The sequence below is a fragment of the Streptomyces sp. NPDC030021 genome, from assembly GCF_055574035.1.
The window spans coordinates 31,541-58,457 of record NZ_JBVIAH010000021.1 but is presented as its reverse complement, the minus strand read 5'-3'; the positions used below and the strand labels follow the sequence as shown (position 1 = coordinate 58,457).

24 protein-coding genes are annotated in these 26,917 nt (G+C 73.4%); 11 read left to right on the top strand and 13 right to left on the bottom strand.

Features of this window, described 5'->3' with window-relative positions; all coding sequences use genetic code 11:
• Position 1: 1 nt before the first annotated feature.
• From ACZ4YL_RS32690 to ACZ4YL_RS32675, 4 genes are all read right to left on the bottom strand, one after another.
• Complete coding sequence (locus tag ACZ4YL_RS32690; protein WP_468121420.1) at positions 2-2,089, bottom strand: SpoIIE family protein phosphatase; 2,088 nt, start codon at positions 2,087-2,089, stop codon at positions 2-4.
• 157 nt (positions 2,090-2,246) lie between these two features.
• Entirely contained in the window at positions 2,247-3,617 is a 1,371-nt protein-coding gene (locus tag ACZ4YL_RS32685; RefSeq protein ID WP_468121419.1) for an LCP family protein, read from the bottom strand.
• Positions 3,618-3,785: 168 nt separating this feature from the next.
• Positions 3,786-4,217, bottom strand: coding sequence for a VOC family protein (locus tag ACZ4YL_RS32680; RefSeq protein ID WP_468121418.1), 432 nt, complete (start codon positions 4,215-4,217; stop codon positions 3,786-3,788).
• Positions 4,218-4,349: 132 nt separating this feature from the next.
• A complete protein-coding gene (locus ACZ4YL_RS32675) occupies positions 4,350-5,423 on the bottom strand; it encodes a DUF5954 family protein (protein WP_468121417.1) in 1,074 nt (357 codons plus the stop codon).
• Between the two features lie 214 nt (positions 5,424-5,637).
• Here ACZ4YL_RS32675 and ACZ4YL_RS32670 point away from each other — a divergent pair, with 214 nt between their 5' ends.
• The 3 genes from ACZ4YL_RS32670 to ACZ4YL_RS32660 all read left to right on the top strand — a co-directional run bounded on the left by ACZ4YL_RS32670 (position 5,638) and on the right by ACZ4YL_RS32660 (position 7,788).
• Positions 5,638-6,255, top strand: a complete 618-nt coding sequence (locus ACZ4YL_RS32670) for a hypothetical protein (RefSeq protein ID WP_468121416.1) — start codon at positions 5,638-5,640, stop codon at positions 6,253-6,255.
• A 47-nt stretch (positions 6,256-6,302) separates the two neighbouring features.
• Entirely contained in the window at positions 6,303-7,097 is a 795-nt protein-coding gene (locus ACZ4YL_RS32665) for an N-acyl homoserine lactonase family protein (RefSeq protein ID WP_468121415.1), read from the top strand.
• A 337-nt stretch (positions 7,098-7,434) separates the two neighbouring features.
• Positions 7,435-7,788 (top strand): hypothetical protein, encoded by a 354-nt coding sequence (locus ACZ4YL_RS32660; RefSeq protein WP_468121414.1) that lies wholly within the window; start codon positions 7,435-7,437, stop codon positions 7,786-7,788.
• A gap of 33 nt (positions 7,789-7,821) precedes the next feature.
• On the opposite strand, the gene ACZ4YL_RS32655 is transcribed toward ACZ4YL_RS32660, so the two are convergent.
• The 8 genes from ACZ4YL_RS32655 to ACZ4YL_RS32620 all read right to left on the bottom strand — a co-directional run bounded on the left by ACZ4YL_RS32655 (position 7,822) and on the right by ACZ4YL_RS32620 (position 15,910).
• Positions 7,822-8,433 (bottom strand): TetR/AcrR family transcriptional regulator, encoded by a 612-nt coding sequence (locus tag ACZ4YL_RS32655; protein ID WP_393782571.1) that lies wholly within the window; start codon positions 8,431-8,433, stop codon positions 7,822-7,824.
• The gene (locus ACZ4YL_RS32650) at positions 8,430-9,392 is read right to left on the bottom strand and encodes a 3-hydroxybutyryl-CoA dehydrogenase (protein ID WP_468121413.1); all 963 of its coding nucleotides are present in this window, start codon (positions 9,390-9,392) and stop codon (positions 8,430-8,432) included. The genes ACZ4YL_RS32655 and ACZ4YL_RS32650 overlap by 4 nt, the downstream gene beginning before the upstream one ends.
• Before the next feature lie 101 nt (positions 9,393-9,493).
• Positions 9,494-10,666 carry an acyl-CoA dehydrogenase family protein gene (locus tag ACZ4YL_RS32645; RefSeq protein ID WP_468121412.1) on the bottom strand — a complete coding sequence of 391 codons (1,173 nt, stop codon included), beginning with the start codon at positions 10,664-10,666 and terminating at the stop codon, positions 9,494-9,496.
• Between the two features lie 38 nt (positions 10,667-10,704).
• Positions 10,705-11,877 (bottom strand): acyl-CoA dehydrogenase family protein, encoded by a 1,173-nt coding sequence (locus tag ACZ4YL_RS32640; protein ID WP_468121411.1) that lies wholly within the window; start codon positions 11,875-11,877, stop codon positions 10,705-10,707.
• Between the two features lie 44 nt (positions 11,878-11,921).
• The gene (locus ACZ4YL_RS32635; protein WP_468121410.1) at positions 11,922-14,006 is read right to left on the bottom strand and encodes an acetate--CoA ligase family protein; all 2,085 of its coding nucleotides are present in this window, start codon (positions 14,004-14,006) and stop codon (positions 11,922-11,924) included.
• A 1-nt stretch (position 14,007) separates the two neighbouring features.
• Complete coding sequence (locus tag ACZ4YL_RS32630; RefSeq protein ID WP_301363693.1) at positions 14,008-14,199, bottom strand: ferredoxin; 192 nt, start codon at positions 14,197-14,199, stop codon at positions 14,008-14,010.
• Positions 14,196-15,497: an NADH-ubiquinone oxidoreductase-F iron-sulfur binding region domain-containing protein gene (locus tag ACZ4YL_RS32625; protein WP_468121409.1), complete on the bottom strand. Its 1,302-nt coding sequence runs from the start codon at positions 15,495-15,497 to the stop codon at positions 14,196-14,198. The genes ACZ4YL_RS32630 and ACZ4YL_RS32625 overlap by 4 nt, the downstream gene beginning before the upstream one ends.
• Complete coding sequence (locus ACZ4YL_RS32620; protein ID WP_468121408.1) at positions 15,494-15,910, bottom strand: hypothetical protein; 417 nt, start codon at positions 15,908-15,910, stop codon at positions 15,494-15,496. Before ACZ4YL_RS32620 ends, ACZ4YL_RS32625 begins: the two co-directional genes overlap by 4 nt.
• Before the next feature lie 425 nt (positions 15,911-16,335).
• On the opposite strand from ACZ4YL_RS32620, the gene ACZ4YL_RS32615 reads away from it, so the two are divergent.
• The 7 genes from ACZ4YL_RS32615 (at position 16,336) to ACZ4YL_RS32585 (ending at position 24,819) form a co-directional block, all read left to right on the top strand.
• The gene (locus ACZ4YL_RS32615) at positions 16,336-17,646 is read left to right on the top strand and encodes an aromatic ring-hydroxylating oxygenase subunit alpha (RefSeq protein ID WP_468121407.1); all 1,311 of its coding nucleotides are present in this window, start codon (positions 16,336-16,338) and stop codon (positions 17,644-17,646) included.
• Positions 17,647-17,842: 196 nt separating this feature from the next.
• The gene (locus ACZ4YL_RS32610; protein WP_468121406.1) at positions 17,843-18,973 is read left to right on the top strand and encodes a polyamine ABC transporter substrate-binding protein; all 1,131 of its coding nucleotides are present in this window, start codon (positions 17,843-17,845) and stop codon (positions 18,971-18,973) included.
• 1 nt (position 18,974) lies between these two features.
• The gene (locus tag ACZ4YL_RS32605; RefSeq protein WP_468121405.1) at positions 18,975-19,946 is read left to right on the top strand and encodes an ABC transporter permease; all 972 of its coding nucleotides are present in this window, start codon (positions 18,975-18,977) and stop codon (positions 19,944-19,946) included.
• The gene (locus ACZ4YL_RS32600) at positions 19,943-20,872 is read left to right on the top strand and encodes an ABC transporter permease (RefSeq protein WP_468121404.1); all 930 of its coding nucleotides are present in this window, start codon (positions 19,943-19,945) and stop codon (positions 20,870-20,872) included. Before ACZ4YL_RS32605 ends, ACZ4YL_RS32600 begins: the two co-directional genes overlap by 4 nt.
• Before the next feature lie 65 nt (positions 20,873-20,937).
• Positions 20,938-22,032, top strand: coding sequence for an ABC transporter ATP-binding protein (locus ACZ4YL_RS32595; protein WP_468121484.1), 1,095 nt, complete (start codon positions 20,938-20,940; stop codon positions 22,030-22,032).
• 59 nt (positions 22,033-22,091) lie between these two features.
• Positions 22,092-23,408 (top strand): flavin monoamine oxidase family protein, encoded by a 1,317-nt coding sequence (locus ACZ4YL_RS32590; RefSeq protein ID WP_468121403.1) that lies wholly within the window; start codon positions 22,092-22,094, stop codon positions 23,406-23,408.
• Entirely contained in the window at positions 23,401-24,819 is a 1,419-nt protein-coding gene (locus ACZ4YL_RS32585) for an aminobutyraldehyde dehydrogenase (protein ID WP_468121402.1), read from the top strand. Before ACZ4YL_RS32590 ends, ACZ4YL_RS32585 begins: the two co-directional genes overlap by 8 nt.
• Positions 24,820-25,220: 401 nt before the next feature.
• On the opposite strand, the gene ACZ4YL_RS32580 is transcribed toward ACZ4YL_RS32585, so the two are convergent.
• Complete coding sequence (locus ACZ4YL_RS32580; protein WP_468121401.1) at positions 25,221-26,204, bottom strand: aldo/keto reductase; 984 nt, start codon at positions 26,202-26,204, stop codon at positions 25,221-25,223.
• Positions 26,205-26,306: 102 nt separating this feature from the next.
• On the opposite strand from ACZ4YL_RS32580, the gene ACZ4YL_RS32575 reads away from it, so the two are divergent.
• On the top strand, positions 26,307-26,900 hold the full coding sequence (locus ACZ4YL_RS32575; protein ID WP_468121400.1) for a TetR/AcrR family transcriptional regulator: 594 nt from the start codon (positions 26,307-26,309) through the stop codon (positions 26,898-26,900).
• Positions 26,901-26,917: the final 17 nt, after the last annotated feature.

The following is a 26,917-nucleotide window of genomic DNA, read 5'->3' as shown; positions in this document are numbered from 1 at the left end:
TTCACACGGGTGGTCGGTGGGCGGGCACGCCGATACGGGCCGCGAGGAGTGCGATGTCGTCGTCGGCGGAGGCGGGCACCAGGTGGGCGATGAGGGAGTCGCAGAGGTGGTCGAGCGACTGCTCGGGCGCGGCGAGCAGACCGGTGAGCTCGTCCAGCCGTTCGTCGATGTCACGGCTGCGCGCCTCGATCAGGCCGTCCGTGTACAGGACCAGAGTGCTGCCGGGCGGAAGGGCGATGTCGGTGGTGGTGAAGGAGATGCCGCCGACGCCCAGCGGGACGCCCGGCGGGGTCTTGACGAGGTAGACGGCGCCGTCGGGCTGGACCACGGCCGGGGGCGGATGTCCGGCGCGCGTGACCGTGCACTGGCCGGTGGCGGGGTCGCAGACCACGTAGAGGAAGGTCGCGAGCATCGGGTCGGACAGGTCGGCGAGGGTGGCTTCGAGCTGGTGCAGCAGGGCTGTGGGAGGCATGTCGAGGCGGCCGAGGGCGCGGACGGTCGCGGAGAGCCGCCCCATCACGGCGGCGGCCGCGATGCCGTGGCCCATGACGTCGCCGATGAGGAGCGCGGCCCGGCCCCCGCTGAGGGGCAGGACGTCGTACCAGTCACCGCCGACCTCGTTGACGTCGCTGGCCGGCAGATAGCGGTGGGCGATCTCGATACCGGCCGGCGGGGTGATGTGCTGGGGGAGCATGCTGCGCTGGAGGACGACCGCGGTCTCGTGCTCGTGGTGGTAGAGGCGCGCGTTGTCGATGCTGATGGCGGCACGGGCCGCCAGTTCACCGGCAAGGGTGACGTCGTCGGACCCGAAGGGGCCGGTGTGCCCGGTGCGGTAGAAGGTGGCGACGCCGAGGACCATGTCGCGGGCGATGAGCGGCGTCATCATGAACGAGTGCACGCCCAGCTCCAGGAGTTGGGCCGGCTTGGGGGAGTGCCGGGCCGCGGTGGCGACGGTCCGGTCGTCGAGCTGGGCGATCAGGAACGACTGACGGGCCGCGAGGGCCTGGGTGTAGGGGGCGGTCGCGGGGAAGATGAGGGTCCGGCCCAGGGGCGCCAGCGTCTGCGTGACGGGCGAACCGGTCAGCGGCGCCTTGCCCAGCCGGCGCAGGGCGACGCCCCCGGCCAGTCCCGTGCCGGGCTCGATACCGCGGGCGAGGGAATCCAGGACATCGACCGTGACGGCGCTCGCGAGATGCGGGACGGCGAGGTCGGCGAGCTCCTGCGCCGTCCGCTCCAGGTCGAGGCTGGCGCCGATACGGGAGCTCGCCTCGCTGAGCAGGGCAAGGCGGCGGCGGCCCGCCTCGACCTCGCTGTGGTCACGCTGCTGCAGGGTGATGTCGAGGAGCGAGGCGATCACGCCGATCGGCCGGCCGCCGGGATCCTCGACGCGCACGTACGAGCACGACCACACATGGTCGTGGTCCGGGTCGGCCGGGGTCCGGCCGGTACGGCGCCGGTCGAGGACCGGCTCACCCGTGGCCAGGACCTCGCGCATCGCCTCCTCCATTTGGTCGGCGTTCACCTCGGGCAGCAACTCGGCCAGCCGCCGCCCCACATGGGCGGACTCCGCGAGGCCGTTCATCGCTTCCAGGGCCGGGTTGACCTGGAGGAACCGCAGCTCCGTGTCGAGGACCCCGATCCCGACCGGCGAGCGGGCGAACAGCCCGTCCCAGACGGCCGAGGACCCGCGGATCCGGCGGGCCGCGTGGGCGTCCGCCGCGAAGACCAGCACGGCCGAGGCACCGTGGTGGCGGTCCGGGACCGGACAGGCCCAGATCTCCAGCTCCAGCGGGTGACCCTTGCTGTGCCAGGCGGTGACCGTACCCATGACCCCGCGCCCGGTGGCGGCCGTCTCCCACAAGGACCGGCCCAGACTGCGATCGGCCCCCGGATGCAGGAGATCGGAGATGTGCCGCCCCAGCACCTCGGGCGGGGCGTAGCCGAGGAGCTGCTGCGCGCCGTGGTTCCAGCGCACGATCATCCCGTCGCTGCTGGTGGCCACGAGCGCGACCGGCAGGGCACCCAGCCATCCTCCGGCATCCTGGGCGGCGCTGCTGATCAGGTCGTCGAGCGGCATCTCCTCATGCATCCTGCACCCGCTCCTCCGGGGCGGCCCCGGCCTCGCGCTGCGGCGGCCCCACCGGGGCGGCGTGCGCCACCGCCGGCCCGGCGCCGCGGCCGCGCCACGGTCCGCTCCTGCGGCCACTCACCTGGTGCACCCTGCGACTGTGCGTGGTCCACATCTCTCATCGTCGCCCGGATGGCTCCACGGCGCTCCCCGGCTGCGCGGCCCCGGCCTGCGCCGGGGCTTCGGCGCAGCGGAGGCGGTCGGCGGTCACGGGGGCGCCCTCGGCCACGTTGCGGTCGTAGGTCACGCTCCTGACCTGGACGGGCCGTGCGCCGACGGTGACCTCGACGACCGCGTCGAGATCCGGGTCCGCCTGCCGGTGTGAGCCGGGCAGGGCGGCGGCGAGGGTCGCCGCGTCGTCCTCCTGGCCGGTGGCGTACCGGATGACCGGGGGCCCGGACGGGCGTACCGCCGGTGCGGTCGCCGAGGTGTCGGTGACGAGGAACCCGTTGCCGCGCAGGGCGGCGGCGACCTCGGCGTCGTCCACGCGTACGGCGATCCGGGCCGGGTCGGTCGGGGCCGGATTCTCGGCGACGGGCTGGATCCGGGTGTCGCCCGTGATCGGGCGGTCCGCGCCGAGCGCCTCCCACAGAGCGGCGGAGCGGGCCTCGTCCCACACCAGGGTGGAACCCACTCCGGGTACGCGGTGGTCGAAGAGGCGGATGGGAACGGTCGCGAACTCCGTCCGGTCCGACCGGAGGTGACCGAGCGCCCAGCCGATGCGCACCAGGTCGTCCAGGCCCGTCCCTTCGCCGGTGCGTACGGTCTTCAGCAGGGTGCGTACGGTCCGCGCCGTGCTGATGGGGCCGGCCAGGGCGCCCTCCGCGGTGAGCCGGGCCAGCAGGTCGTCGACCACGCGCTGCTGGCGGCGGACCCGGCCGAGGTCGCCGGGCCGGAGGTTGACGTGCCGGGCCCGGACGTAGCGCAGTGCTCCGTTCCCGTCGGCGAGGTGGCGGCCGGCGCCGATGTCGAGTCCGGAGTTCTCGTCCTTGAGCGGCCTGTCCGTGCACACGGTGGCGCCGCCGAGGTTGTTCACCGTCTGCTCGAAGCCCCTGAAATCGGTCTGCAGGTAGTGGTCGATGTGCAGCCCGGTCGCCTTCTCGACGGTGGCCACGGTGAGCGGGCCGCCGCCGAGCGCGAACGCACCGTTGATCTTGCCGCTACGGGCCGGGGCGGTGGCGGTGGTGCCCGCGTATTCGACGTAGGAGTCGCGCGGGATGGAGACGATGCTCGCGCGCCGCCGGTTCCGGGACAGGTGGACGAGCATCATCACGTCGGTGCAGTTGCACCCCTTGCCGCCCACGTGCAGGCGCCGCTTCTCGGCCGCGGAGAGCCCGGCGCGGCTGTCGATGCCCACGACCAGGATGTTGGTGCCCCGGCCGCCGCCACCGCCTGCCGACGCACTCGCGGCCGAGACGGCCTGGGAACCCGCGAAGGAACCGCAGGAGAGGGCGGTCAGCAGGGTCAGAGCGACAGCGATACGACGCAAGGCACATCCCCGAAATAGAACGGACCGGCTGAAATCGGGAATGTACTGGCCCGGTGTGCGAGCGGCCGGGCTGGACGCGCCGGGATTCCTCCCCGCAGGGGGCGGGCTTGGTACATCTGCCCGCCGTCGCGGCGAAGCAGGCGCCGGCCCGCTCAGCGCTCGGCCCGCTCAGCGCTCGGACAGCTCCGAGGGGGCCTCCTGGACCACCCAGCTGTTCCCGTCGGGGTCGTCGAAGGTCATGAAGGAGTTCCAGACGCCGCCCTTGCCCTCCTCCCAGCCCGATGCGCCGAGGTTCCGGACGGGCGAGACGTCCACGCCCCGGGCCACCAGCTCCTCGCGGGCCGCCTCGATGTCCGTGACGCACAGCTGAAGACCGTGCAGGGTGCCGGGCGCCATGGTCTGTCCGCCGGGCGCCCCGGGCATCCCCTGGAGCATGGCGATGGAGCACCGGGAACCGGGCGGGGTCAGCTGGATGATGCGCACCCCCGGGGAGACCTCGTCGTCGAGGTCGACACCGAAGCCGACCTGGTCGGCGTAGAAACTCTTCGCGCGATCCATGTCGGTGACAGGGACGGGGACGACTTCGAGCGTCCAGTTCATGGGTGTCTCCCTCGGGGCATCAGCGGGTCGCACAGCGGGGCGGGTCCACCGTTCCCCATGAGGTCCGGTGGCGCACGTCGAAACGCCCGGCGGCCGCCGACTTCTGCGGGCAGGGCGGACGCGTGCCGCGGGTCAGTCGTCGGGCAGGACGCGGCCGTCCTCGTCGAGCGAGAGGTGGATCCGCGCGGGCTCCTGGCTGTTGACGTCGGACGGCCGCGGCCCCTCCGGCCCGTCGGGCCCCCAGCGCAGCAGGCGGCGGGTACGGACGATCTGGTACACGGCGCCCTGGAACTCCAGCCGGTCGACACGTCCGGCCCGGAGCGTGTCGGCGGCCCCGGCGTACGCCGCCAGCTTCGCGGCCCGCAGCTCCGCGGACTCCCCGCCGCCCGCGGCCGTCCACGTACGGGCGTCCGTACGCGGGTCGGCGTCGTGGGGGATGTGACCGCGCATCCGCGGCCACATCCACGTCAGCGCGAAGTCCAGCGACTTGCGGGCGGCGTGCGGGGTCGCGTGCGGGCCGCTGACCGGCCGCCAGCCGTCCGTGGTCCGCTCCACGACGCTGAAGGTCGGTGGCATCAGCAGCACGTCCGGGTGGGTGTCCAGGGCCCGCCGCGAGTCGGCGCGCACCTCCTCGGGGAAGCGCTCGCCCGTGTAGCACAGGCCGCGCAGCGCCAGCTGCTCGAACGCCTGGGTCGGGGTGACCGGCGCATCCGGATCCACGACCAGACCGTCATCGATCTCGGGCTCCCGGACGGCCCGGTCCCAGTCGCGGACGAGGGGCTCCGGATCCGTCGGGCGGGGCGCCTCCATACCGCCGGGGCCCGAGGCCGCGTACTCCTCGGCGCGCACCACCCGGTACCGGGTCCCGGACACGACGAGCTCGTCGACCCGCTCGCTCTCCAGCCGGGCGACCGCCGCCAGCAGCTCGCGCCGCTCCGCCCGGTCCTGCGCCTCGTCCTTCGCGTGGAACCACAGCCGCGAGTTCAGCCCGTCGCGCGCCTGCTGCGGGCAGCCAGCCGTCACTTCGAGCACCACCCGCCACCGCGGCCCGTCCCCGGCGGACTGCGCAGCCACCCCGAACAGCGGGCCGCGCACCACCACATCGCCCGCCCGCGCCACGGCGTCGAGCGCGTCGGCTTCGACTGCGGCTTCCACCGGTTCCACCGGCACCCGCACCACCACCGGCCGCGACCCGCGCGGCCTCATGTCCCCACGGTCCATGGCCCCATCCTGCCGACCGGCGCCGGGCACCGCCCCCGATTCACCGATTCCCCAGCCTCGCGGGACCCGCGGGCGGTACCGTCCGCGCACCTCTGGCATCTCCCCGGCACACCCCTGACATTCGTCACTGTCCGTCCCGCGGGACGCGCGCGAGCCTGAAGGAGGGCAAGAAACGGGCGACGACGGACAGGGGGCGGCCATGACGGTGACGGGACCGACGACGGGGGCCGTGACACCACGGCCGACCCGGGCCGGGATCGTACGGATATGGGCCCGGTCGCTGACGGCGGTGGTGCTGCGGCGCCCGCCGGCACCGGGGCCGCGGCACTCGGCAGGGACGCGGCAGGTGGTGCTGGTCCTGACGGCGACGGAGATCGTGGTGGCCTTCCTGCTCTCCTCGATGCTGCCGCCCGTGGTCCGGCCGGTGCACGCGGCACTGGAGCTCCTGCTGGTGCTGGGCGGGCTGGGCCTGGTGGCGGCGCTGGTCCGGCACCCGCACGAGGTGGACGAGGAGCGGGTGGTCCTGCGGACCGGCTTCCTCGGCGACGTGAGCCTGCCGCGCTCGGCGGTCCGCTCCACCTCCCCGGTGGTACGCACCGTTCCCGGCCGCGGCCCGAGGCCCGTGCCCGGCGAACCGGGCGCGGTGGCCTGTTCGGTGGAGAGCGCACTGAACGTGGCCGTGCACCTCGACCCGCCCGTACGCCTCGACCTGGGCCCGGCCGGGCCGGTGGAGGCGGCGACCGTGTACGTCTGTGTGGACTCGCCGCCCGACCTCGCGGAGGCCCTCCGACGCGTGGTCCCGCCGCACCGGAGCTAGCCTGGACAGGAGAATCGGCCCGCCGGCACGTGGGGAGGGAGGTCCCCGTGGTGACCCCGAGACTGCGCGTGACCACACTGGACGCGGGACCCTTCACCCTGCCGAAGAGCGACCTGCTGTACAGGGCGAGCGGCACGGTCACCGTGCCCTCGACGGTCGCCGTCATCGAGCACGCCACCCACGGACCGATCCTCTTCGACACGGGCGTCAACCACCGCGTCGCGGACCCGGAGGCGGCCGAGGCCCACTGGGGTCCGGGCCTGCGGGCGGCGTACGGCGCCGAGGGGTTCACCCGGGAACACGCCGTCGACGCCCAGCTGGAGCGCCTCGGCTACCGGCTCGCCGACGTCAGGTACGTCCTCTATTCCCACCTGCACCTCGACCACGCCGGAGGGATGACCTACTTCCCGCACGCCGTGCACGTGGCCCAGCACGACGAACTGCGCCACGCCTGGTGGCCGGACCGCTGGACGGCCCGGGGCTACGCCTTCGAGGACTACGCGGGCGGCCGGAACTACGACTTCCTCGAACTGAGCGGTGACACCGACCTGTTCCGGGACGGCACGCTCACCCTCGTGCGCACGGCCGGCCACACCCCGGGCCACCAGGGACTCATCCTCGACCTCGACCACCACGGGCGGATCGCGCTCATGGGCGACGCGGCGCACCTCCAGCAGGGGCTGGAGCACAACGTGCCCATGCTCAGCGACTGGAACACCGAGGAGAAGATGCTGACCTACGGGCGCCTGCGCGCCCTGTCCCGATCCGGCATCCGGGTCTTCCTCTCCCACGACCCGGAGCACTTCGCCGCCCTGCCGCACGACGGCGAGTTCTGGGACTGAGAACCCCGGGCAGGTCGCCCGCGAGGCCCCGGCAGGGCCGCGCGCCACCCCACCGGTCGCTGTCCCCCGAGGGGGTCCGGTGGGGCGGGATCGTGCAGCGAGGCAGCCCGCCTCAACCCTTGAATGGGAATGCTCCGACTGTAGGGCGTGCCACTGACAATGCCGGGAAGGCCAGGCCTGGACTCGAACGTACATCCGATGAACGGCCTGGTCCGGCGGGCTCGGAATGCCGCCCGCGCGCGTCCGGCGCACTCTGGGGATATGCGGGACCGTACCGAAACCGTCCCGCTCCTGGTGCCGCCCTCCGGCGGCCCCGAAGCGTGGGGAGGCACGACATATGGCCAAGTCCGACGAACCGAAGGGCTGGGGGCCGCCTCCGGATCCGCCCCCGGAACTGTTCTACGCGCCCCCGGGCGAGCCCCTCGACGACGCGCGGCGCACCGCGGTCCTCGACTGGACGGTGAACCAGTACGTCGCCCTCGGATGGCGCGTCGAATCGCGCTCCCCGACCCAGGCGGTGCTGGTGCGCGGCGGGAACGTCAACCACCTCCTGCACGCGATCCTGACCGTCTTCACCTGCCTGCTGTGGGGCGTCGTGTGGATCGTGCTGGCCCTGGGGAACAGGACGGAGCGCGTCGCCCTCACCGTCGACGGGACCGGCCAGGTCCAGACCGTGCACGGCCCGGGCTGACCCGGACCGCCCGGCCCGGACCGCCCGGCCCGGTCACACGTCCGGGAACTCCGGGGCGATGCCCAGCGTGGGGGCGATGGCCCGCCAGATCGTCGACCGGGCCGCCGCGAGGTCCACCCGGGGATCGTCGAGCATCAGCCGGATGCCCAGGCCGTCGCACAGGGCCAGCACCAGGGTCCCGAGCGCGGCGACGTCGCAGTCGGCGAACTCCCCCGAGCGGATGCCCCGTTCCACGGCCCCGCCGACCCACGCGTGGAGCTGGTCGTACAGGTCGACGGCCAAGTGCCGGGCCGCCGTGTCGCGCTGGGCCCGCACCCACAACTCCTGCCAGAGCTTCCAGTCCTGGCGCAGCTCCGCGTCGGTCGGCAGCATGCTCCGCAGGATGCGGGCCAGGACGACCGCGGAGGGCACCGAGTCGGGGACGCCCTCGGTGTCCGTACCGGTCTGGGCGAAGGAATGCGTCATCGCCTCGTCGAAGAGCTTCTCCCGCGTGTCGAAGTGGTAGTGCAGCAGGGCCTTCGACACACCGGCGTGCTCGGCCACCTTGCGCATGCTGACGTTCTCGAAGCCGATGTCGGCGATGACTTCGCACGCGGCCGTGAGGATTCGCTCACGCGTCTCGAGTGCGCGCTCGGCCTTGGTCACGTTGGCTGCTCCCCGTGTCGGCGCCCGTGGACCGGGCGGGTGGGCCCGGTTGCCGTGGCCACCACACCACCATCCTCGCGCATCGCGCCGCCCCCGCGGTCGCCGTAGGTGTGGAAGCCCCTGCCCGTCTTGCGGCCCAGCCGGCCCGCGTCGACCATCCGGGCCAGCAGCGGCGGCGGGGCGTACAGCGGCTCCCGGTACTCCGCGTACATCGAGCGCGCGATGGCCTGCACCGTGTCCAGGCCGATCAGATCGGCCAGGGCGAGCGGTCCCAGCGGGTGCGCGCAGCCCAGGGTCATGCCCCGGTCGATGTCCTCGGCCGACGCGGCGCCGTGTTCGGCCATGCGCACGGCGGCCAGCAGGTACGGCACGAGGAGCGCGTTCACGACGAATCCCGCCCGGTCCCGGGCCCGGACGACCTCCTTGCCCAGCACCTCGGAGGCGAACGCGTGCGCCCGCCGGACGGTCTCGTCGCCGGTGAGCAGGGACGGCACCAGCTCGACCAGCGCGAGTACCGGTACCGGGTTGAAGAAGTGCAGGCCGACGACCTGCTCCGGCCGCGAGACGGACGCGGCCAGCCTGATGACGGGGATGGAGGAGGTGTTCGTCGCGAGGACCGCGTCCCGGCGCTCCACCACCCGGTCGAGCAGGGCGAAGACCTCCAGCTTCGCCCGCTCGTCCTCCGCCACCGCCTCGACGACGAGGTCCCGGTCCGCCAGCCGCGCCACGTCGGTGGTCACCGCGATCCGGCCGACGGCGGCGTCCCGTTCGGCCGCCGTCAGCTTCCCGGACGCCGCGGCGCGTTCCAGGGAACGGGTGATCCGTTCCCGGCCGGCGGCCGCCGCCGTACGGGTCGTCTCCACCACGACGACCTCCCGTCCGGCCCGGGCGCAGACCTCGGCGATACCGGAACCCATCAGGCCGCAGCCCACGATCCCGACCCGTTCGACATCGGTCATCGATCGGTCCTCCCTCCTCTGATGCCTCTGCTCCTGCTGCTCCTGCTGTGCACGGGGCGGGGCGGGGCGACCCGGACCACCGGCCCGTCACGCCCCGCCCGTCACTGTGCGGACGGCATCCGCAGAACCCCCGTACCGCGCTTGACCAGTTCGCCCGCGATGATCAGGCGCTGGATCTCGGAGGTGCCCTCCCAGATCCGGTCGACGCGCAGCTCGCGGTAGAGCCGCTCGACCGGGTACGAGCGGTCGTAGCCGCGCCCGCCGAAGATCTGCAGGCACCGGTCGACGACGCGGCCCGATGCCTCGCTCGCCGCCAGCTTGGCGATGGCCGCCTTCGCGTGCAGCGTCTTGCGGTCGAGGACGCCCTCGGCGACCTCCCAGGCGACCTGGTGCGTGTAGGCGCGGTTGACGGCGATGTCGACGGCGCTGTCGGCGAGCATTCCCTGGATCAGCTGGAAGTCGGCGATGGGGGAGCCGAACTGGCGGCGCTCGACCGCCCAGTCCCGGGCGAGTTCCAGGGCGCGCTCCGCCGCCCCGATCGTCCGGGCGGCGATCATCAGCCGCTCCTCGGTGAACCACGAGCGCGTGATGTCGTATCCCTGGCCCACCTCGCCGAGCACCGCGTCGTCGGGGACGAACACCTCGGTGAAGGTGAACTCGGGGTGCTCGTAGACGAAGGTGTGCATCCAGCGCGGCACCCGGGTCATCTCGATGCCCGTCGTGTCCTTGTCGACGAGGAAGAGCGTCGGTGCGCGCTCCTCCCCGGCCGCAGCCAGGACGATCATGAAGTCGGCGTGGTCGCCGACGGTCACGAACCACTTCTCGCCGTTCAGCACCCAGCCTTCGGCGGTCCGCGTCGCCGTGGTCCGCAGGCTCTGCGGGTCGGAGCCGGCCTCGGGCTCGGTCACCGCGTAGCAGTCCCGGCGCTGCCCCCGGATCACCGGCACGAGGTAGCGCTCGCGCTGCTCGGGCGTGCAGTGGGACAGGGCGTTGGCCGGACGCCACACCATGTCCCACAGGGCCCCGGTGAGCCGGCCGAGCTCCGCCTGGACGGTGACCTGCTCCAGGATGGTGAGACCGGCGCCGCCCCACTCCTCGGGCATGTTGACGGCCTGCAGCCCGCTGTCGAGGACGGCGTCGCGGATCTCGGTGTGGGCCTGCGGGGGCAGCCCGTTGTTCTCCTCGCAGTCGAGCTCGTACTTGGTGATGAAGTCGGTGAGCGCGCGCGCCGTGCTCCGGAGCTCTTCCTGACGGGCGGTGAGGCGGAAGTCCATGTCTGTCTGTCCTCTGGGTCGTGGTGGGGGAGCGGTCGTCAGGAGGTGGGAAGGGCGAGGGCCCGGGTGCCGCGCTTGATCAGTTCGTTGGCGATGATCAGGCGCTGGATCTCGGAGGTGCCCTCCCAGATCCGGTCCACGCGCAGTTCGCGGTACATGCGCTCGACGGGGTAGGTACGGTCGTAGCCGCGCCCGCCGAAGATCTGCACACACCGGTCGACGACCCGCCCGGCCGCCTCGCTCGCCGCGAGCTTCGCCGTCGAGGCCTTCGCGTGCAGGGTCTTGCGGTCGGTCTCCGGCCGGTCGGCCTCCCAGGCGACCTGGTGGGTGTAGGCACGGTTGACGGCGATGTCGACGGCGCAGTCGGCGAGCATCCCCTGGATCAGCTGGAAATCGGCGATGGGGGAGCCGAACTGGCGGCGCTCCACCGCCCAGTCCCGGGCGAGTTCCAGGGCCCGCTCGGCGGCGCCGACGGTCCGGGCGGCGATCATCAGCCGCTCGTCGGTGAACCACTCCTTCGTCAGCTCGTAGCCGTTGCCGACACCGCCCAGCACGTCCTCGTCCGGGACGAACACCTCGGTGAAGGTGAACTCGGGATGCCCGTTCACCGCGGAGTGCATGAAGCGGGGGACCCGGGTCATCTCGACCCCGGGCGCCTGCTTGTCCACGAAGAACAGAGTCGCCGCCCGCTCGGGCCCGGCGTCGGCCTGCACCAGCAGGAAGTCCGCGATGTCCCCGCAGGTCACGAACCACTTCTCACCGGTCAGCAGCCAGCCGCCGTCGGTACGGGTCGCGGTACTCGTACCCGAGCCGGGGTCGGAGCCCGCACCGGGCTCGGTCACCGCGAACGCGTCGAACCGCTCGCCCCGGATCACCGGCAGCAGGTACTTCTCCCGCTGCGCCTCGGTCCCGTGGGCGAGGACGTTCGCGGGCCGCCAGGGGATGTCCCACAGACAGTTGGTGACCTTGCCGAACTCCTCCTCGACGATCACCTGGTCCAGCAGGGACAGCCCGGCGCCGCCCCATTCGGCGGGCATGTTGATCGCGTAGACGCCGGCGTCGACGGCGGCGCGGGTCAGCTCGCGGACCGTGTCGGCGGGCAGCGGGCCGCCGGACTCCTCGGACCGGTCCTCGTAGGTCATCAGGAGCCGTGCGTAGGCGGCGGCGCGCGCCTTGAGGTCGGCCTGCCCGGGTGTGTAGCGGAAGTCCATGGGTCGTCAGTCCTCCAGAGCACAGGGGGGTGGGGGTGGAGCGGTCAGCGCAGGACGGCCCGCGCGTCCAGGGCGAGGGCGCCGTCCGGGCGCACCAGCAGGGGGTTGACCTCCAGCTCGGCGATCTCCGGGTGCGCCGCGGCGACGGTGGTGATGCGCTCGATGACGGCCGCCGCCGCGGCCACGTCGACGGCCGGCCAGCCGCGTACGCCGTCCAGCAGCGCCGCACTGCGCAGACCGCGCAGCAGGGCCTCGGCCCGCCATGCCGGTACGGGCGCGAGCGCGAAGGCCACGTCGCGCAGCGCCTCGGTGAGGACGCCGCCGAGCCCGACCAGGGCGATCGGCCCGAACCGCGGATCCTGGTTCACGCCCACGATCAGCTCGATGCCGTCCGTGAGGTCGGCCATCGCCTCGACCGAGTAGGCGGGCGCGCCGAGCCGGACGTGCATCTCCCGGTACGCGGCGAGGAGCGCGTCCCGGTCGGCCAGCCGCAGCGCCACACCTCCGGCGTCGGACTTGTGCAGGACGTGCAGGGCCTTGAGTACGTACGGGCCGTCGAACTCCGCGGCTGCGGCCAGCAGTCCGGCCTCGTCCGCGATCTCGCGCGCCGCCGGGAACGGCACGCCGGCGGCGTCGAGTAGCGCCCGGACCCCGTGGTAGCCCAGGTCCGCCGGCGGTGCGGCGGCGGGCGGCAGCGGGGGCACACCGGGGCGGTCCGCGTCCGCCGCCCGGCGTCCGGTCATCGCCGCCAGTGCGCGGGCCGCGTCCTCGGTGGCGGCGAACACCGGCACCCCGGCCTCGGCCAGCACCCGGCAGCTCGGCGACTGCGGGTACATCGACTGCACGACCAGCGGCTTCGGCGCGGAGGCGAGGTGCGCGACGATCTCCTTGGCGGCCCGGGCCTCACCCTCCGCCAGTCCGGAGCCACCTGCCGGGCCGCCGCCCAGACCTCCCTCGGCGGCGGCGTAACCGCCGAAGTACCCAGTCATCAGGACGGCGTCCACCTCGTCGGCGGCGAGCAGCGCACCGACCGTGTCCGCGTAGGAGAGGGGCCGCTGTTCACCCATCCCCGCCAGGTCGACGGGGTTGCCGACCGAGGACTGCTCCCACAGCACGGTCCGCAGCCTGTCCTGCGTGGGCCCGCCGAGCTCCGGTACGTCGAGCCCGGCTTCCTCGGCCGCGTCGGAGGCGACCGCGCCGTGGCCGCCGCCGTCGGTGAAGACCGCGGTACGCCGGCCCCTCGTACGCGGCCCCGCGCCCAGGGCGGCAAGTCCGGCCAGGACGACGGTCATCTCCCTCGGCGTGCGGACGAGTTCGACCCCCGCGTCGCGGCAGGCGGCGGCCACCACGTCGGCCGAGGTGGTGAGGGCCCCGGTGTGCGACCGGGCGCTGCGTGCGGAGGCGGTGCCCCGGCCGGCCGTGAGCAGCACCACCGGCTTGCCCGCCGCGGCGGCGGCCGCCGCGAAGGCCCGGCCGTCGCCGAAGTCCTCGGCGTACACGGCGATCGCCGAGGTGGCCTCGTGGCGGGCGCAGTCCTCGACGAGGTCGACGAGGGTGACGTCGGCCTGGTTGCCGAGGGAGACGAAGCGGGAGAAGCCCAGCCCGTGCGGCTCACCGCGGAGCTGGAGTTCGAGGGCGAGGTTGCCGCTCTGGCTGAGCAGGGCGACACGGCCGGGGGCGAAGCGGTCCGAGGCGAGGTACAGCTCGGTGGTGTTGTCGGCGATGCCCAGGCAGTTGGGGCCGACGAGGACGGCGCCGGCGGCCCGTACCCGGGCGGCGACCGACCGCTGCCGGGCCAGGCCCGCGGGGCCGGCCTCGGCGAAGCCCGCGGTGATGGCGACGATCGCCTTCGCCCCGCAGACCAGGGCCTCGTCGACGGCGGCCTCGAAGCCGGCGCCGGGTACGGAGATCACCACCAGGTCGACGGGTTCGCCGACGGCGGTCAGGGAGGTGGCCGCGGTGCGGCCGAGTACGGTGCCGCCGCGCCGGTTGACCAGGTGCACGGGCCGCCGGCCGGGGGCGCGCAGGGCCTGGGCGGCCACCGCGTGGCCGTACTTCGCGGGGTCGTCGCTGGCGCCGACGACGGCGACCGAGCGGGGGTCGAAGAGGGCGGTCAGGTCGCGTCCCATGTCAGCCCTCCACGCGGAGGGCGGAGTTGGGGCAGCTTTCGACGCAGGCGCGGGCGGCGTCCTCGGTGCCGGCCGGGACGAGGACGGCGATGACGTTCGCGTAGCCCCATTCGTCGAGTTCGACCAGGTCGGGTGCGGGTTCCTGGCACAGTCCGTAGCCCTGGCAGCGAGTGGAGTCCAGCAGGAGTTTCACGGCGTTCCTTTCAGCGCGGGCACAGGGGTGTCGGGGGCGGCGGTGAACGGGGAGGCGACCCCCGGCACGGCCACGGTGAGACGGCGGCGGCCGTCCTCGGGCGCCGCGTCCGCGCACACCGGGCACGGCGCGGCGAGATGGGAGCGGACGAGCCCGGGGAAGGAGCGGAGCAGGCTGCCCGCGATCCCCGCCGCGGCGTCGAGGAGTCCGCAGGCGCCGCGCCCGGTCAGGCCCTGCGACCAGCGGAGCAGGCTGTCCTCGGTGTCCGGGTCGGCCGTCCCGGCGGCGAGGCCGTACAGGGCCTTGCCGACGGCAGCGGTGCCGGACACGCAGACCCCGCACTGCCATGCGCTCTCGGCCGCGAGGTGGGCGGCCGCGTCGGCGGCGGTGGTCACGGGGCAACCGCCGGGGGCGAGGAAGCGGATGGCTCCGCACCCCAGGGCGGTGCCGGCGGCGGTGAGCGCGCCGGGTTCGAGGGGGAGGTCCAGGGCGCGGGCGTCGACGAGTCCGCCGAACAGCCCGCCCATCAGGGCTCCGGCCGCGTCCGGGGTCCCGTACCGCGCGGCCAGCGTGCGCAGCGGGATTCCGTAGGGGATCTCGGTGAGCACCGGTGCGGCCGGGCCGCCGGACAGGGTCACCAGGGTGCTGCGGGCGATGGTGCGGCGCAGGCCGGGCCGGGTGGCGGTGAGGGCGATCCGGGCGAGCGTCTCGACGTTGGACACCAGGGTCGGGGCACCGCCCACCCCCCGCTCGAAAGGGCGGGGCGGCTTGGCGGTGGGCAGCGCCGGGCCGCCGTCGATCCGGCGGACCACCGCCGTCTCCTCACCGGCGACGTAGGTGTGGCCGGTCTCGACGACCTCGACGGGCAGCGGCGGCGGGTGTTCGGCGAGGGCCCGGCGCACGCTCTCGCCCGCCGCCGGGTCGGAGAGGTACACGAAGCCGCGTACGGCGCCGGTGACCGCGGCGGCGCGGGCGAGGCCGTCGAGGACCAGGTGCGGCCGGGCCCGCAGCAGCCAGCGGTCCTTGGCCGAGCCCGGTTCTCCTTCCTCGCCGTTGGCCACGACGACGGGGGAGCCGCCGCGGCCCCGTACGGAGCGCAGTTTGACGGCGGCCGGGAATCCCGCCCCGCCGCGACCCCGCAGCCCGGAGGCGGAGAGGTGGGCGAGCAGTTCCTCCGGGCCCGTGGCTCCGCCGTAGCCGCCGGTGGCGCGGTAGGCGTCGGCGCTCTCCGCGGCCTGCGGCGCCGCTCCGAGGACGGTGCCCGGCGGCTGCGCCGTCGGGAGGCGGATCGTGGTCATCGGCCGGCTCCTGTCGTGGTGTGGGTGCGCAGGGTCCGTACGGCGCGCTCCAGCGCGGTGCGGTCCTGGGCGGTGCGGCCGTATCCCGGTCCCGGGAGGCCGATGAGCATGCGGTGGTGGTCGAGCACGACCTCGCCGGCGAGCAGGGCCGCGGCGGGGTCGCCCGTCCGGGACCCGGCGGCCACCGCGGTCACCAGGTCGGTGACCTCGGCGAGGTAGCGGAGCCAGCTGTGCCAGCTGCCGCGCAGGATCAGGCGCTCCACGCGGCGCCGCTCCGTGGCCGCCAGGTCGTGCGGTGGTGGCCCGGCGGCCGCACCGTGCGACGAGGCGCGCAGGGCGGCGACCGCCGTGGGGAGTTCTCGCTCCGGTTCGGGGGTGAGCCCGAGCCAGTCCAGACGCCGACGACCGCTCATGCGTGCCTCCGGGAGGTGGGATGCCGCCGCCGGTCCGGCGCCCGGCGGGAGCCGTGGGCGGGGGACCGGAGGGGATCGGGGGTGCGGGCCCGGGCGGGCCGGGCGGGCCGCACGGCTGCGTCCGCCCCGGTGAACAGGGTGTATGCGGAGCAGGGCCGATGCGGCGACAGGAAAGCACGTTTGCTGACCGATCGGTCAGGCAAGAATTACGCTAGCTGACCGATCGGTCAGTGAACAAGTCTTGACCCGATGGAAATGAGCCAGCAATCTGGCTGTCCAATCGGTCAGCCTGGTTCCGGCTTCCCCGCCCCGACCGCCTGTCCGCCGCTGGATCGCCTTGCCTCGTCCTGCCTTGCCTTCGCTTGTCCTGCCTTGCCATCGAACGCCGACACCGATCGCCGCACGCCGGCACGGAGGAGTCACCGATGCACTCAAGAGCTCCCGGAACACCGACAGGCCGCACCGTCCGATCCGACGCCACCGTCCGATCCGACCGCACCGACCGGACCGTCCGATCCGACCGGACCGGGCCCCCGGGCCACGCCGCCGCCCCCGGGACCCTCGCCCCTGAGGCCCTCGGTCCCGAAGCCATCGCTTCCGAGCCCCCCGCCCGTGAGGCCGCCGCCCCTGGGCCGGCCCTCCCGGCCCGCTACTACACCGACCCCGAGACCGCCGCCGCGGAGTCCCGGCACGTCTTCGGCCGGTCGTGGCAGCTCGTCTGCCACGAGTCCGACCTGCCGAACCCGGGAGCGCGGCTCGCCGCCACGGTCGCCGACCGCGAGGTCCTGGTGGTCCGCACCGAGGACGGCGGCCTCGCCGCCCACCTCAACGTCTGCCGCCACCGCGGAACCCGCCTGGTCACCACCCCCGAACCGGACGGCAAGGCGATCCGCTGCCCGTACCACGGCTGGACGTACCGCCTCGACGGGAGCCTGGTCGGCGCCCCGGAGGCCCGCCAGATCCCCTGTCTCGACAAGCCGAACCTCGGCCTCTTCCCGGCCCGCGTCGAGTCCTTCCTCGGCTTCGTCTTCGTCAACCTCGACCCCGACGCCGTACCGCTGGCCGAGAGCTGCGCCGGCCTCGCGGAGGCGGTCGGCCACTACGCCGGAGCCGACCTGGTACCCATCGGCCGCGCCCGTATCCACGACCTGGCCGCCGCCGAGGTGCAGCAGGCCAACTGGAAGGTGGCGGTCGACAACTACCTGGAGGGCTACCACGTCCCGGTCGCCCACCCCGGCCTGATGCGGCTGCTCGACTACCAGGGCTACACCTGCGAGATCGAGGAGTCCTACGCGCTCTTCGCCTCGCCGCTGCGCGACAAACCCTCTTCGAACTGGGCCGAGCGCCTCTACCAGCGCATCGCCGCACCGATGCCGGGCCTCCGCGAGGCCGACCGCCGGATCTGGCGGTACGCGGTCATCTACCCGAACACCCTCATCGACTTCTACCCCGACCACGTACTGGCCTGGACCGCGATCCCCACGGCGGTGGACCGCGTGGCCGTACCCGGCGCGTTCTACACCCGCCGCGGCACCGGCCTGCGCACCCGCCTCGCCCGGCGCCTGAACATCCACATCGGCTGGATCACCAACGACGAGGACGCCGAGCTGGTCGCCCGCGTGCAGAAGGGACTCTCCACCCCCGGCTTCGAGCCCGGACCGCTCTCCCGCCGCGAGTCGGCGGTCGGCTGGTTCGCCGGCCGCGTCCGGGCCGACCTCGACACCGCCGACGGCTGAGGCCCGCCCCCGCCGACCACCGCACGACCGCAACGCAACGCACCACGGCAACGCAACGCACGACCGCACCACGGCAACGCAACGCACGACCGCACCGCTGCAGCGCAGCGCCCCCGCGCCGCGCCCGCCGTACGACCGAGCCCCCACCTACCGTTCGTTCCCGCCGTCCCCCTGCGGCCCCTACGGAGAGGACCCCATGTCCCCCGAGGCACTCCCCCCGACCAGACGCTCGTTCCTCCGCGCCGGCACCGCCGCCGCCCTCGCCCTCACCGCCTCCGGCTGCGGCTTCGCCACCGCGGACGACCCGGCCGGCAAGGCGGCCGCGGAAGCACCCATCGACGTCAAGGTCGACGGCGACCTCGTCTACTTCAACTGGGCGGACTTCGTCGACCCCACCGTCTTCGAAGGCTTCCAGAAGGAGTACGGCGTCAAGGTCGTCCAGTCGAACTACGACTCCATGGAGGGCATGGCCGCCAAACTCAACGCCGGCAACCGCTACGACATCATCTTCCCCACCGCGAAATGGGCCGAGCGCCTCGCCGCCGGCGGCCGGCTCCGTAGGATCGACCACTCCCGGCTGCGGGGCGCCGAGGCCGTGTTCGGCAGCTACGGCTACTTCGCCGACCCCTGGTACGACCCCCGCTCCGCGCACACCGTCCCGTTCACCATGTACAAGACGGGCATCGGCTGGCGCCGGGACCGGCTCGGCGACCTGACCGGCTCCTGGGACGACCTGTGGAACGACCAGGCCAGGGGCAAGGTCTTCGTCCTCGACGACCGCGACGAGGTGCTCGGCCTGGGCGCGCTCAAACTCGGCCTCGACCTCACCACCGGCGACCACGGTGACCTCGCCCGCGTCACCGACACCCTGCGCTCGCTCCGCCCCCGCCTGCGCGGCTTCTCCAGTGACAGCTACAACAACCTCCTCAACGGCAACGCCGACATGACCCAGGCGTGGAGCGGCGACATGGCCGCCATGCTCGCGCAGGCCGAGGACCCGGCCGTCTTCGGCTTCGAGGTCGCCCGCGAGGGCGCCCCCGTCAACTCCGACTGCTACGCCATACCCGCCAACGCACAGCACCCCGGCACCGCGATGCTCTTCATCGACTACATGCTCCGCCCCGAGAACGTGAAGAAGAACATCGAGTACATCGGCTACCCGATGCCGGTCCGCGGCACCGAGGACACCTACGCCGCGCTCGTCGAGCCCTTCCCCCAGTGCCTGGTGACCGCCGACGACCTGGCGGCCGACCTCTTCTTCCGCAACGGCGACGCGGGGACCGAACGGGCCCGCGACGCCGCGTGGACCGACGTGAAGGCCGGCTGACATGGCGACACGCAGCAACCGCACCGGAACCGCGGTCCGGCCGTCCCAGGACCCGGCCGAGCCGAAAAGGCCGCCCCAAGACCGGACACGGCCCGAAGCCGCAACGGGCACCCGCGCCCGGAGGCGGCAGCCGCGCCTGTGGACCTGGCTCCTGCTCCCCGGCACCCTCTGGATGACCGGGTTCCTCGTCGCCTCCCTCCTCCTCGTGGCCACCCTGGCGCTCGGCACCACCGACCCCCTCGGCAACCCGCGCTTCGGACTCGACTTCACCAACCTCACCGCACTGGCCGACCCCGCCTACCGCACCGTCCTGCTGCGCTCCCTCGGCTACGCGCTGATCACCTGCCTCGTCTGCCTCGCCGTGGCCTACCCGGTCGCCTACGCCATCGCCCTGTGCGGCGGCCGGTTCAAGAACCTGCTGATCGCCGCGATCGTCGTCCCGTTCTTCGCCAACTACCTGGTCCGGATGTACGGCTGGTCCGTCGTCCTCTCCGACGACGGACCGCTGCTGAAGGCCCTGCGCGCGATCGGTCTCGCCGACGACGGCACCAAGATCCTCCAGACCGGAGTGGGAGTGATCGCCGGACTCGTCTACGGCTTCGTCGTCTTCATGATCATCCCGCTGTACGCGGCGATGGAACGCATGGACACCTCGCTCATCGAGGCCGGCCGCGACCTCTACGGCGGCCCCCTGCGGACCTTCGTCTTCGTCACCGTCCCCGCCACCCGGCAGGGAGCGGCCGCCGGCTGCGTCCTCGTCTTCCTGCCCGCCATGGGCGACTTCGTCAGCGCCCAGCTCATGGGAGGCCCCGACCAGATCATGATCGGCAACCTGATCCAGGACAAGTTCTTCCAAGGCCAGAACTGGCCCCTCGGCTCGGCCCTCACCATGCTGCTGATGGCGGTCCTGTTCCTCGGGATGCTCGGCTACCTGCGACGCACCCGCAAGGACGAGGCGGAGGCCGCCCGATGAGCACGCAGCCGCATCCGAGTACGCAGCAGGCCCCGAGCACGCAGCAGGCCCCGCGCGGGCGGGAGGACAACGGGCGCGCCCGGCAGGGTCCGCGCACCCCGCAGCGCCGCCGGCGCGGAGCCGAGCGCCGCCCCCGCTTCGCCATCGCCGTCACCGCCCTCTTCTTCGCGCTCCTCTACCTCCCCGTCGGCGTCGTCGTCCTGTTCTCCTTCAACTCCCAGAAATCCCTCACCGTCCTCGACGGCGTCAGCCTCCGCTGGTACACAGCCCTCCTCCACGACGAGGCACTCCTCGACTCGCTCGGCATGAGCCTGCGGGTGTCCCTGGTCGCCATGGCCGGCTCGCTCGTCCTCGGGGTGGCCCTGGCCCTGGGCCTCGTACGCAGCCGCAGCCGCCTCGGCTCCTTCGCCGGCCTGATCATGCTCGTCCCGCTGATCACCCCGGAGATCGTCACCGGCGTCGCGGCGATGCTCCTCTTCAAGGGCCTCGGCATCACCCTCTCCACCACCACCGTGATGCTCGCCGAGATCACCTTCTCCATCTCCTACGTGACGGTCATCCTCCGCTCCCGCATCGCCGCCCTCAACCCGGAGGTCGAGGAGGCGGCCATGGACCTCGGGGCCACCCGCGGGCAGGCACTGCGCCTGGTGACCCTGCCCGCGCTGCTGCCCAGCATCCTCGCGTCCGCGGTGCTGATCTTCGCCCTCGTCTTCGACGACTTCGTCCTCGCCTACTTCACCACCGGCGTCGACCCGCAGCCCCTGTCGGTGCGCATCTACTCGGCGATCAGGTTCGGCGTACAGCCCACCATCAACGCCGTCGGCACCCTGATGCTGGCCGGCTCCATCGGCCTCATCGTCCTCGCACTGGCCATCCCGCGCCTGTTCGGGCGCAGAGGCGGCCTCGACCTGCTCTCCGGGAAGTGACACCCATGCCCGCGACACCCGAGCACCCGACCCCCACGACCCCGGCCGCCAAGACCCGGACCCCCATGACTCCGACGCCCGTCCACCCGACCCCCGCCGTCCGGCTCGACCGTGTCAGCAAGCAGTACCCCGCCGCGGGCGGCACCTACGCCGTGCGCGACGTCGAACTCGACATCGCCCCGGGCGAGTTCTTCTCCCTCCTCGGGCCCTCCGGCTGCGGCAAGACCAGCCTCCTGCGGATGATCGGAGGCTTCTCCGACCCCACCACGGGCAGCGTCCTCCTCGACGGCCAGGACGTCACCGGCCTGCCGCCCGACAAGCGCAACGTCAACACCGTCTTCCAGAGCTACGCCCTCTTCGACCACCTCTCGCTCGCCGACAACGTGGCCTTCGGCCTCAAGCGCAAGGGCATCGGCCGCGCCGAGATCCGCGAACGGGTCTCCGGCATGCTCGACCTCGTCCAGCTCGGCCACCTGGCGAACCGCAAGCCGGCCACCCTCTCCGGCGGTCAGAAACAACGCGTCGCCCTCGCCCGCGCCCTCGTCAACCGGCCCCAGGTCCTCCTCCTCGACGAGCCGCTGGCCGCCCTCGACCTCAAACTGCGCCGTCACATGCAGGTCGAGCTCAAGCAGATCCAGCGCGAGGTCGGCATCACCTTCGTCTTCGTCACCCACGACCAGGACGAGGCCCTGACCATGTCGGACCGCCTCGCCGTCATGAACGAGGGCCGCGTCGAGCAGTGCGGAACGCCCGAGGACGTGTACGAGCGCCCCATCAGCAGCTTCACCGCCGCCTTCATGGGCACCTCCAACCTCGTCCCCGGCACCTACCGCTCCGGCCGGGTCGTCCTCGACGACGGCCCCGAACTGCCCGTCGGACAGCGGACGTCCGTCCCCGAAGGCAGCAGGGTCAACCTGTCGATCCGCCCCGAGAAGATCTGGCTGTCCGACCTGGAGCCCGGCATGGCCCGCGCCACCGGGGTCGTCCGCGAGACCGTCTACTGCGGCCCGACCACCACGTACCTGATCGAACTGGCCCCCGGCGTCACGGTGTCCGTACTGGAGCAGAACACCGTCCGCTCCCGCAGGGAGGACCGCTGGAGCGGCGGCGAGCGCGTCGAGATCGGCTGGAAGCCCGAACACTGCCTCGTCCTGGACTGAAGCCGAAGCCGAAGCCGCCCCGGTTCCGCCCCGACTCCGCCCGACCGAAGGACACCCTCATGAACCACGACGTCATCGTGCTCGGCGCCGGCCTGGCCGGCCTCGCCGCAGCGCGCGACCTCGCCGCCGGCGGAGCCGACGTCCTCGTCGTCGAGGCCCGGGACCGGGTCGGCGGACGCGTCGAACAGACCGAACTCCCCGACGGCCGGCTGGTCCAGCTCGGCGGAGAGGTCGTCGGCCGCGCCCACACCGCCTACCTGGCCCTGGCCGAGGAACTCGGCCTCACCCTGGTCCCCAGCTATGTCGCCGAGCCCGGCGCCCTCACCCGTGCCACGCCCGAAGGGGTCTCCGCCGGCGAACCGCCCCACTGGTTCGGCCCCGGCGACGACGCCTGCCACCAGAGGGTCACCGCCGCCTTCTGCGCCCTCGCCCGGACCGTGGACCCGGCCGACCCCTGGTCCCACCCCGACGCGACGGCCCTCGACCGGTCCTCCGTCGGCGACTGGCTGCGCGCCCAGGGAGCGACACCGGCCGTCGTCCGCCTCTGGGAGATCGGCCAACTCGCCCTCGCCGACGGCTCGTACGAGCGTACGTCCCTGCTCGCCGCCCTGCGCAAACACGCCGCAGTCCCCGGCCCCGACGCCTACGACTACGAGGCATGGGAGGGCCTGCGGGTCGCCGAGGGCTCCGCCACGGTGGCCCTGCGCATGGCCGCAGCCCTCGGCGGATGCATCCGCACCGGCGCGCCCGTCGAGGCCGTCACGGTCCGTCCGGCCGGCCCCTGCTCCGTACGGCTGGCCGGCGGCGAGACCCTCACCGCCGGCGCCGTCGTCAGCGCCCTGCCCGTCGGCCCGCTCCGCCAGGTCGCCGTCACCGGCGTCCGCGATGAGCGACTCGCCTCCCTGCATCACCAACGCCAGGCCCTCGCCGCGAAGTTCGTCGCCGCGTACGACCGGCCGTTCTGGCGCGCACTCGGCCAGAGCGGCCTCTCCGAATGCGAAGGGGTCCTCGGCAGCACCTGGCCGCAGAGCGACGGCATCCTCTCCGCCCTCGTACCACCCGAGAGGCTCGGCGTCCTGCTCGGCACACCCGCCCCGCTGCGCACCCGGGAACTCCTCGCCGACATCGCCCGCCTCTACGGCGACGAGGCGTACCGGCCGCTCGCCACCTACGTCCGGATGTGGGGCACCGACCCGTGGACCCAGGGGTACGTCACCCAGTGGACCCCCGGCGACGTCATGGCCGTCGGACCCCGCCACGGCACCCACGAACCACCCTTCTACGTCTGCGGATCCGACCAGTGGGTGGCCGGCTACATGGAGGGCGCCGTACGCACCGGACGCGACGCCGCCAGGGAGGCGCTGCGCCGTGGCTGACCCCGTGCTCAACCATGTGGCGGGCGTGGACCGGCCCGCCGCCTCCGGCGAGACGATGGAGCTGGTCGACCCCGCCACCGGCCGGGTGCACGGCCACGCCCCGCGCTCCGGCAGGGCCGACACTGACGCCGCCTGCGCGGCAGCCGCAGCCGCCTACGCGCACTGGTCCACGACGACACCGGCGGTACGCCAGCGCGCCCTGCTCGGTATCGCCGACGCCATCGAGGAGCACGCGGAGGCCTTCGTGGCCGCCGAGACCGGCGACACCGGCAAGCCGCCCCGGCAGTTCAGGACCGAGGAACTGCCCGCGATCGCCGACACCCTGCGCTTCTTCGCCGGAGCCGCGCGCAACCTGCCGGGCCTCGCGGCCGCCGAGTACACCGAAGGCCGTACCTCCGTGTTGCGGCGCGAACCGGTCGGGGTCTGCGCCCAGATCACCCCGTGGAACTACCCGCTGATGATGGCGGTGTGGAAGATCGCCCCGGCCGTCGCCGCGGGCAACACGACCGTGCTCAAGCCCGCCGACACCACCCCCTCGTCGTCGGCGCTGCTGGCCCGCGTCGCGGCCGGGCACCTGCCGCCGGGCGTGCTCAACGTGGTCTGCGGCGACCGCGACACCGGCCGCGCGCTCACCGCCCACCCCGATGTCGCCCTCATCGCGGTCACCGGCAGCGTGCGCGCCGGCCGGCAGATCGCCGCTGCCGCGGCCGCCGACCTCAAACGGGTCCACCTGGAGCTCGGCGGCAACGCACCGGTGCTCGTCCACGACGACGTGGACGTCGAGGCGACCGCCGCCGCCCTCGCCGCGGTCGCCTACTACAACGCGGGCCAGGACTGCACCGCGCCCACCCGGCTGCTGGTCCACCACCGGGTGCACGACGCGTTCCTCGTGGCCTTCGCGGCCGGGGCGGCCGCCCTGCGTACGGGCGCCCCGGACGAGCCGGACGCCGACTTCGGCCCGCTGAACAACGCGGCCCAGCTGACGTCGGTACGGTCCCTGCTCGACCGGCTCCCGCGCCGCGCCGAGATCGTCGCCGGCGGGGCCCGCCTCCCACGGCCCGGCTTCTTCCACGAACCCACCGTCATCGCGGGCGTGCGCCAGGACGACGAGATCGTGCAGGAGGAGGTTTTCGGCCCCGTCGTGACCGTGCAGTCCTTCGCGGACGAGGCGGAGGCCCTGTACCTGGCCAACGGCGTCCGCCACGGCCTCGCCGCCAGCGTGTGGACGACGGACCACGACCGGGCCATGCGCGCGACCCGGGCCCTGCACACCGGCATCGTCTGGGTGAACACGCACGGCACCACCGTCTCCGAGATGCCCCACGGCGGGGTCAAGCACTCGGGCTACGGCAGTGACCTCTCGATGGCGGGCCTCCTGGACTACACCCAGGTCAAGCACGTCATGCTGTGAACCCGCCCGGGCCGTCCGCGGCGTCCGTGGCGGCCGTGGCATCCGGGGGATCCTTGGGGTCCGTGGCCTCCGGGTGGGCGGCGGACACCAGGCGAAGGCGCGCGTGGTCGCCCGGTGCTCGCCGCGCCGGTCGACGAGGGCGGCCGCCACGAGGTCCGGGTCACCCGACAGGAGCGCGCGCCCGGTGGTGGCTCGGGTGGTATCCGCGCCCCAGGGCGGCGGCCGTGGGGTCCCGCAGCTGCAGCAGGCACGAGGTCCCGTAGTCCAGCCGGTGGTTGTTCCGCAGCGCGGCGTCGACCTCGGGGACGTCCCGTCCGCCGCCCCGGCCGCCCCCGCCATCGCTTTCCCCGTCCGTTTCCCGGAGGTGCCGCCCCCGGCCCGGTTTCCGCACCCCAACAAGATCAGCCGTTCAGGGAGGCCATCAGCTCGGGTGCGTAGCGGTCGCCGGAAGCCACGCCGTGCGGCGCCACGGCGTCGATGGCCGCCAGTTCCGCGGGGGTGATCGTCACGGCGGTGGCGGCGATGTTCTCCTCCAGGTAGCTGCGGCGCTTGGTGCCCGGGATGGGGACGGCGCCCTGGTGGAGGGTCCAGGCCAGGGCGAGCTGCGAGGGGGTGACGCCCTTCTCGGCGGCGAGCCTGCGCACCTGGTCCACGACGGCGAGGTTGCGGTGGAAGTTCTCGCCCTGGAACCGGGGGTCGGTGCGGCGGAAGTCGTCGGCGGCGAAGTCGTCCGGGCTGGTGAGGGCACCGGAGAGGAATCCGCGTCCGAGCGGGGAGTACGCGACGAGCCCGATGCCGAGTTCGCGGAGGGTGTCGAGCACGCCGTCGTGTTCGATGCCGCGCTCGAAGAGGCTGTACTCGGTCTGTACGGCGGCCAGCGGGTGCACGGCGTGGGCGCGGGCGATCGTGGCGGGGGAGACCTCGCACAGTCCGATGTGGCGGACCTTGCCGGCCTCGACCAGCTCGGCCAGGGCGCCGACGCTCTCCTCGATCGGCACGTTCGGGTCGACGCGGTGCAGGTAGTAGAGGTCGATGTGGTCGGTGCCCAGGTGGCGCAGGGAGCGGTCGGCCGAGCGGCGGATGTACTCGGGGGTCGCGTTGTGTCCGACGAAGGCGCCTTCGTCGGTGAACTCGACCCCGGTCTTGGTGGCGACGACGGCCGCCTCGCGGCGGCCGGCCAGGGCCTTGCCGAGGAGCTGCTCGTTGCGGAAGGGGCCGTAGCCCTCGGCGGTGTCGAGGAGGGTGACGCCCAGCTCCAGGGCGCGGTCGATGGTGGCGAGCGACTCGGTCTCGTCGGTGGCGCCGTAGTGGGCGCTCATCCCCATCAGGCCGAGGCCCTCGGCGCCGACCTTCAGTCCCTGGCCGCCCAGTGCGCGGATCTCCATGATGTGCTCCTCACAGGAAAGTAACTAACTGGATAGTTCGAGTCTGCGACGCGTCGGCCACGTTTGTCAATAACCGGATAGTTACTTGCTAGGCTGCGGTCCATGGCACGGGATTCCCACGCGACGAAGGCGCGCCTGCTCGACGCGGCCTTCACCGAGTTCGCGACGTACGGCATCGCGGGTGCGCGCGTCGACCGCATCGCCGAGGCGGCGCAGGCGAACAAGCGGCTCATCTACGTCTACTACGGCAACAAGGAGCAGCTCTTCGACGCCGTGCTCCAGCGGGCCCTCGCTACGGGATCGGAGTCCGTCCCGTTCGACGTCGACGACCTGCCCGGCTACGCGGGGGCGGTCTTCGACCACCTCGTCGAGCGGCCGGCGCTGATGCGCCTCGTCCTGTGGAAGCAACTGGAGCGCCCGGGGTCCTCGGACGAGGAGTCCGCGTCCTACGACGGCAAGATCGCGGCGGTTCGGCGGGCCCAGGAAGCGGGCCGGATCGACCCCGCAGTGCCCGCGACGGATGTGCTGACACTGGTCATGGGCGTGTCGCAGGCCTGGTTCGGCGCGGTGGGCGGCCCGGCGGCGGGCGCGGCGGGCACCGGCTGGGCCGCCGAGCGGCTCGCCGAGCACCGCGCGGCGGTGGTGGAGTCCGTCCGCCGGATCACCGCACCCGCACCCCCGGTCGGCGGAGCCTGAGGGTGCCTGAGGGAGCA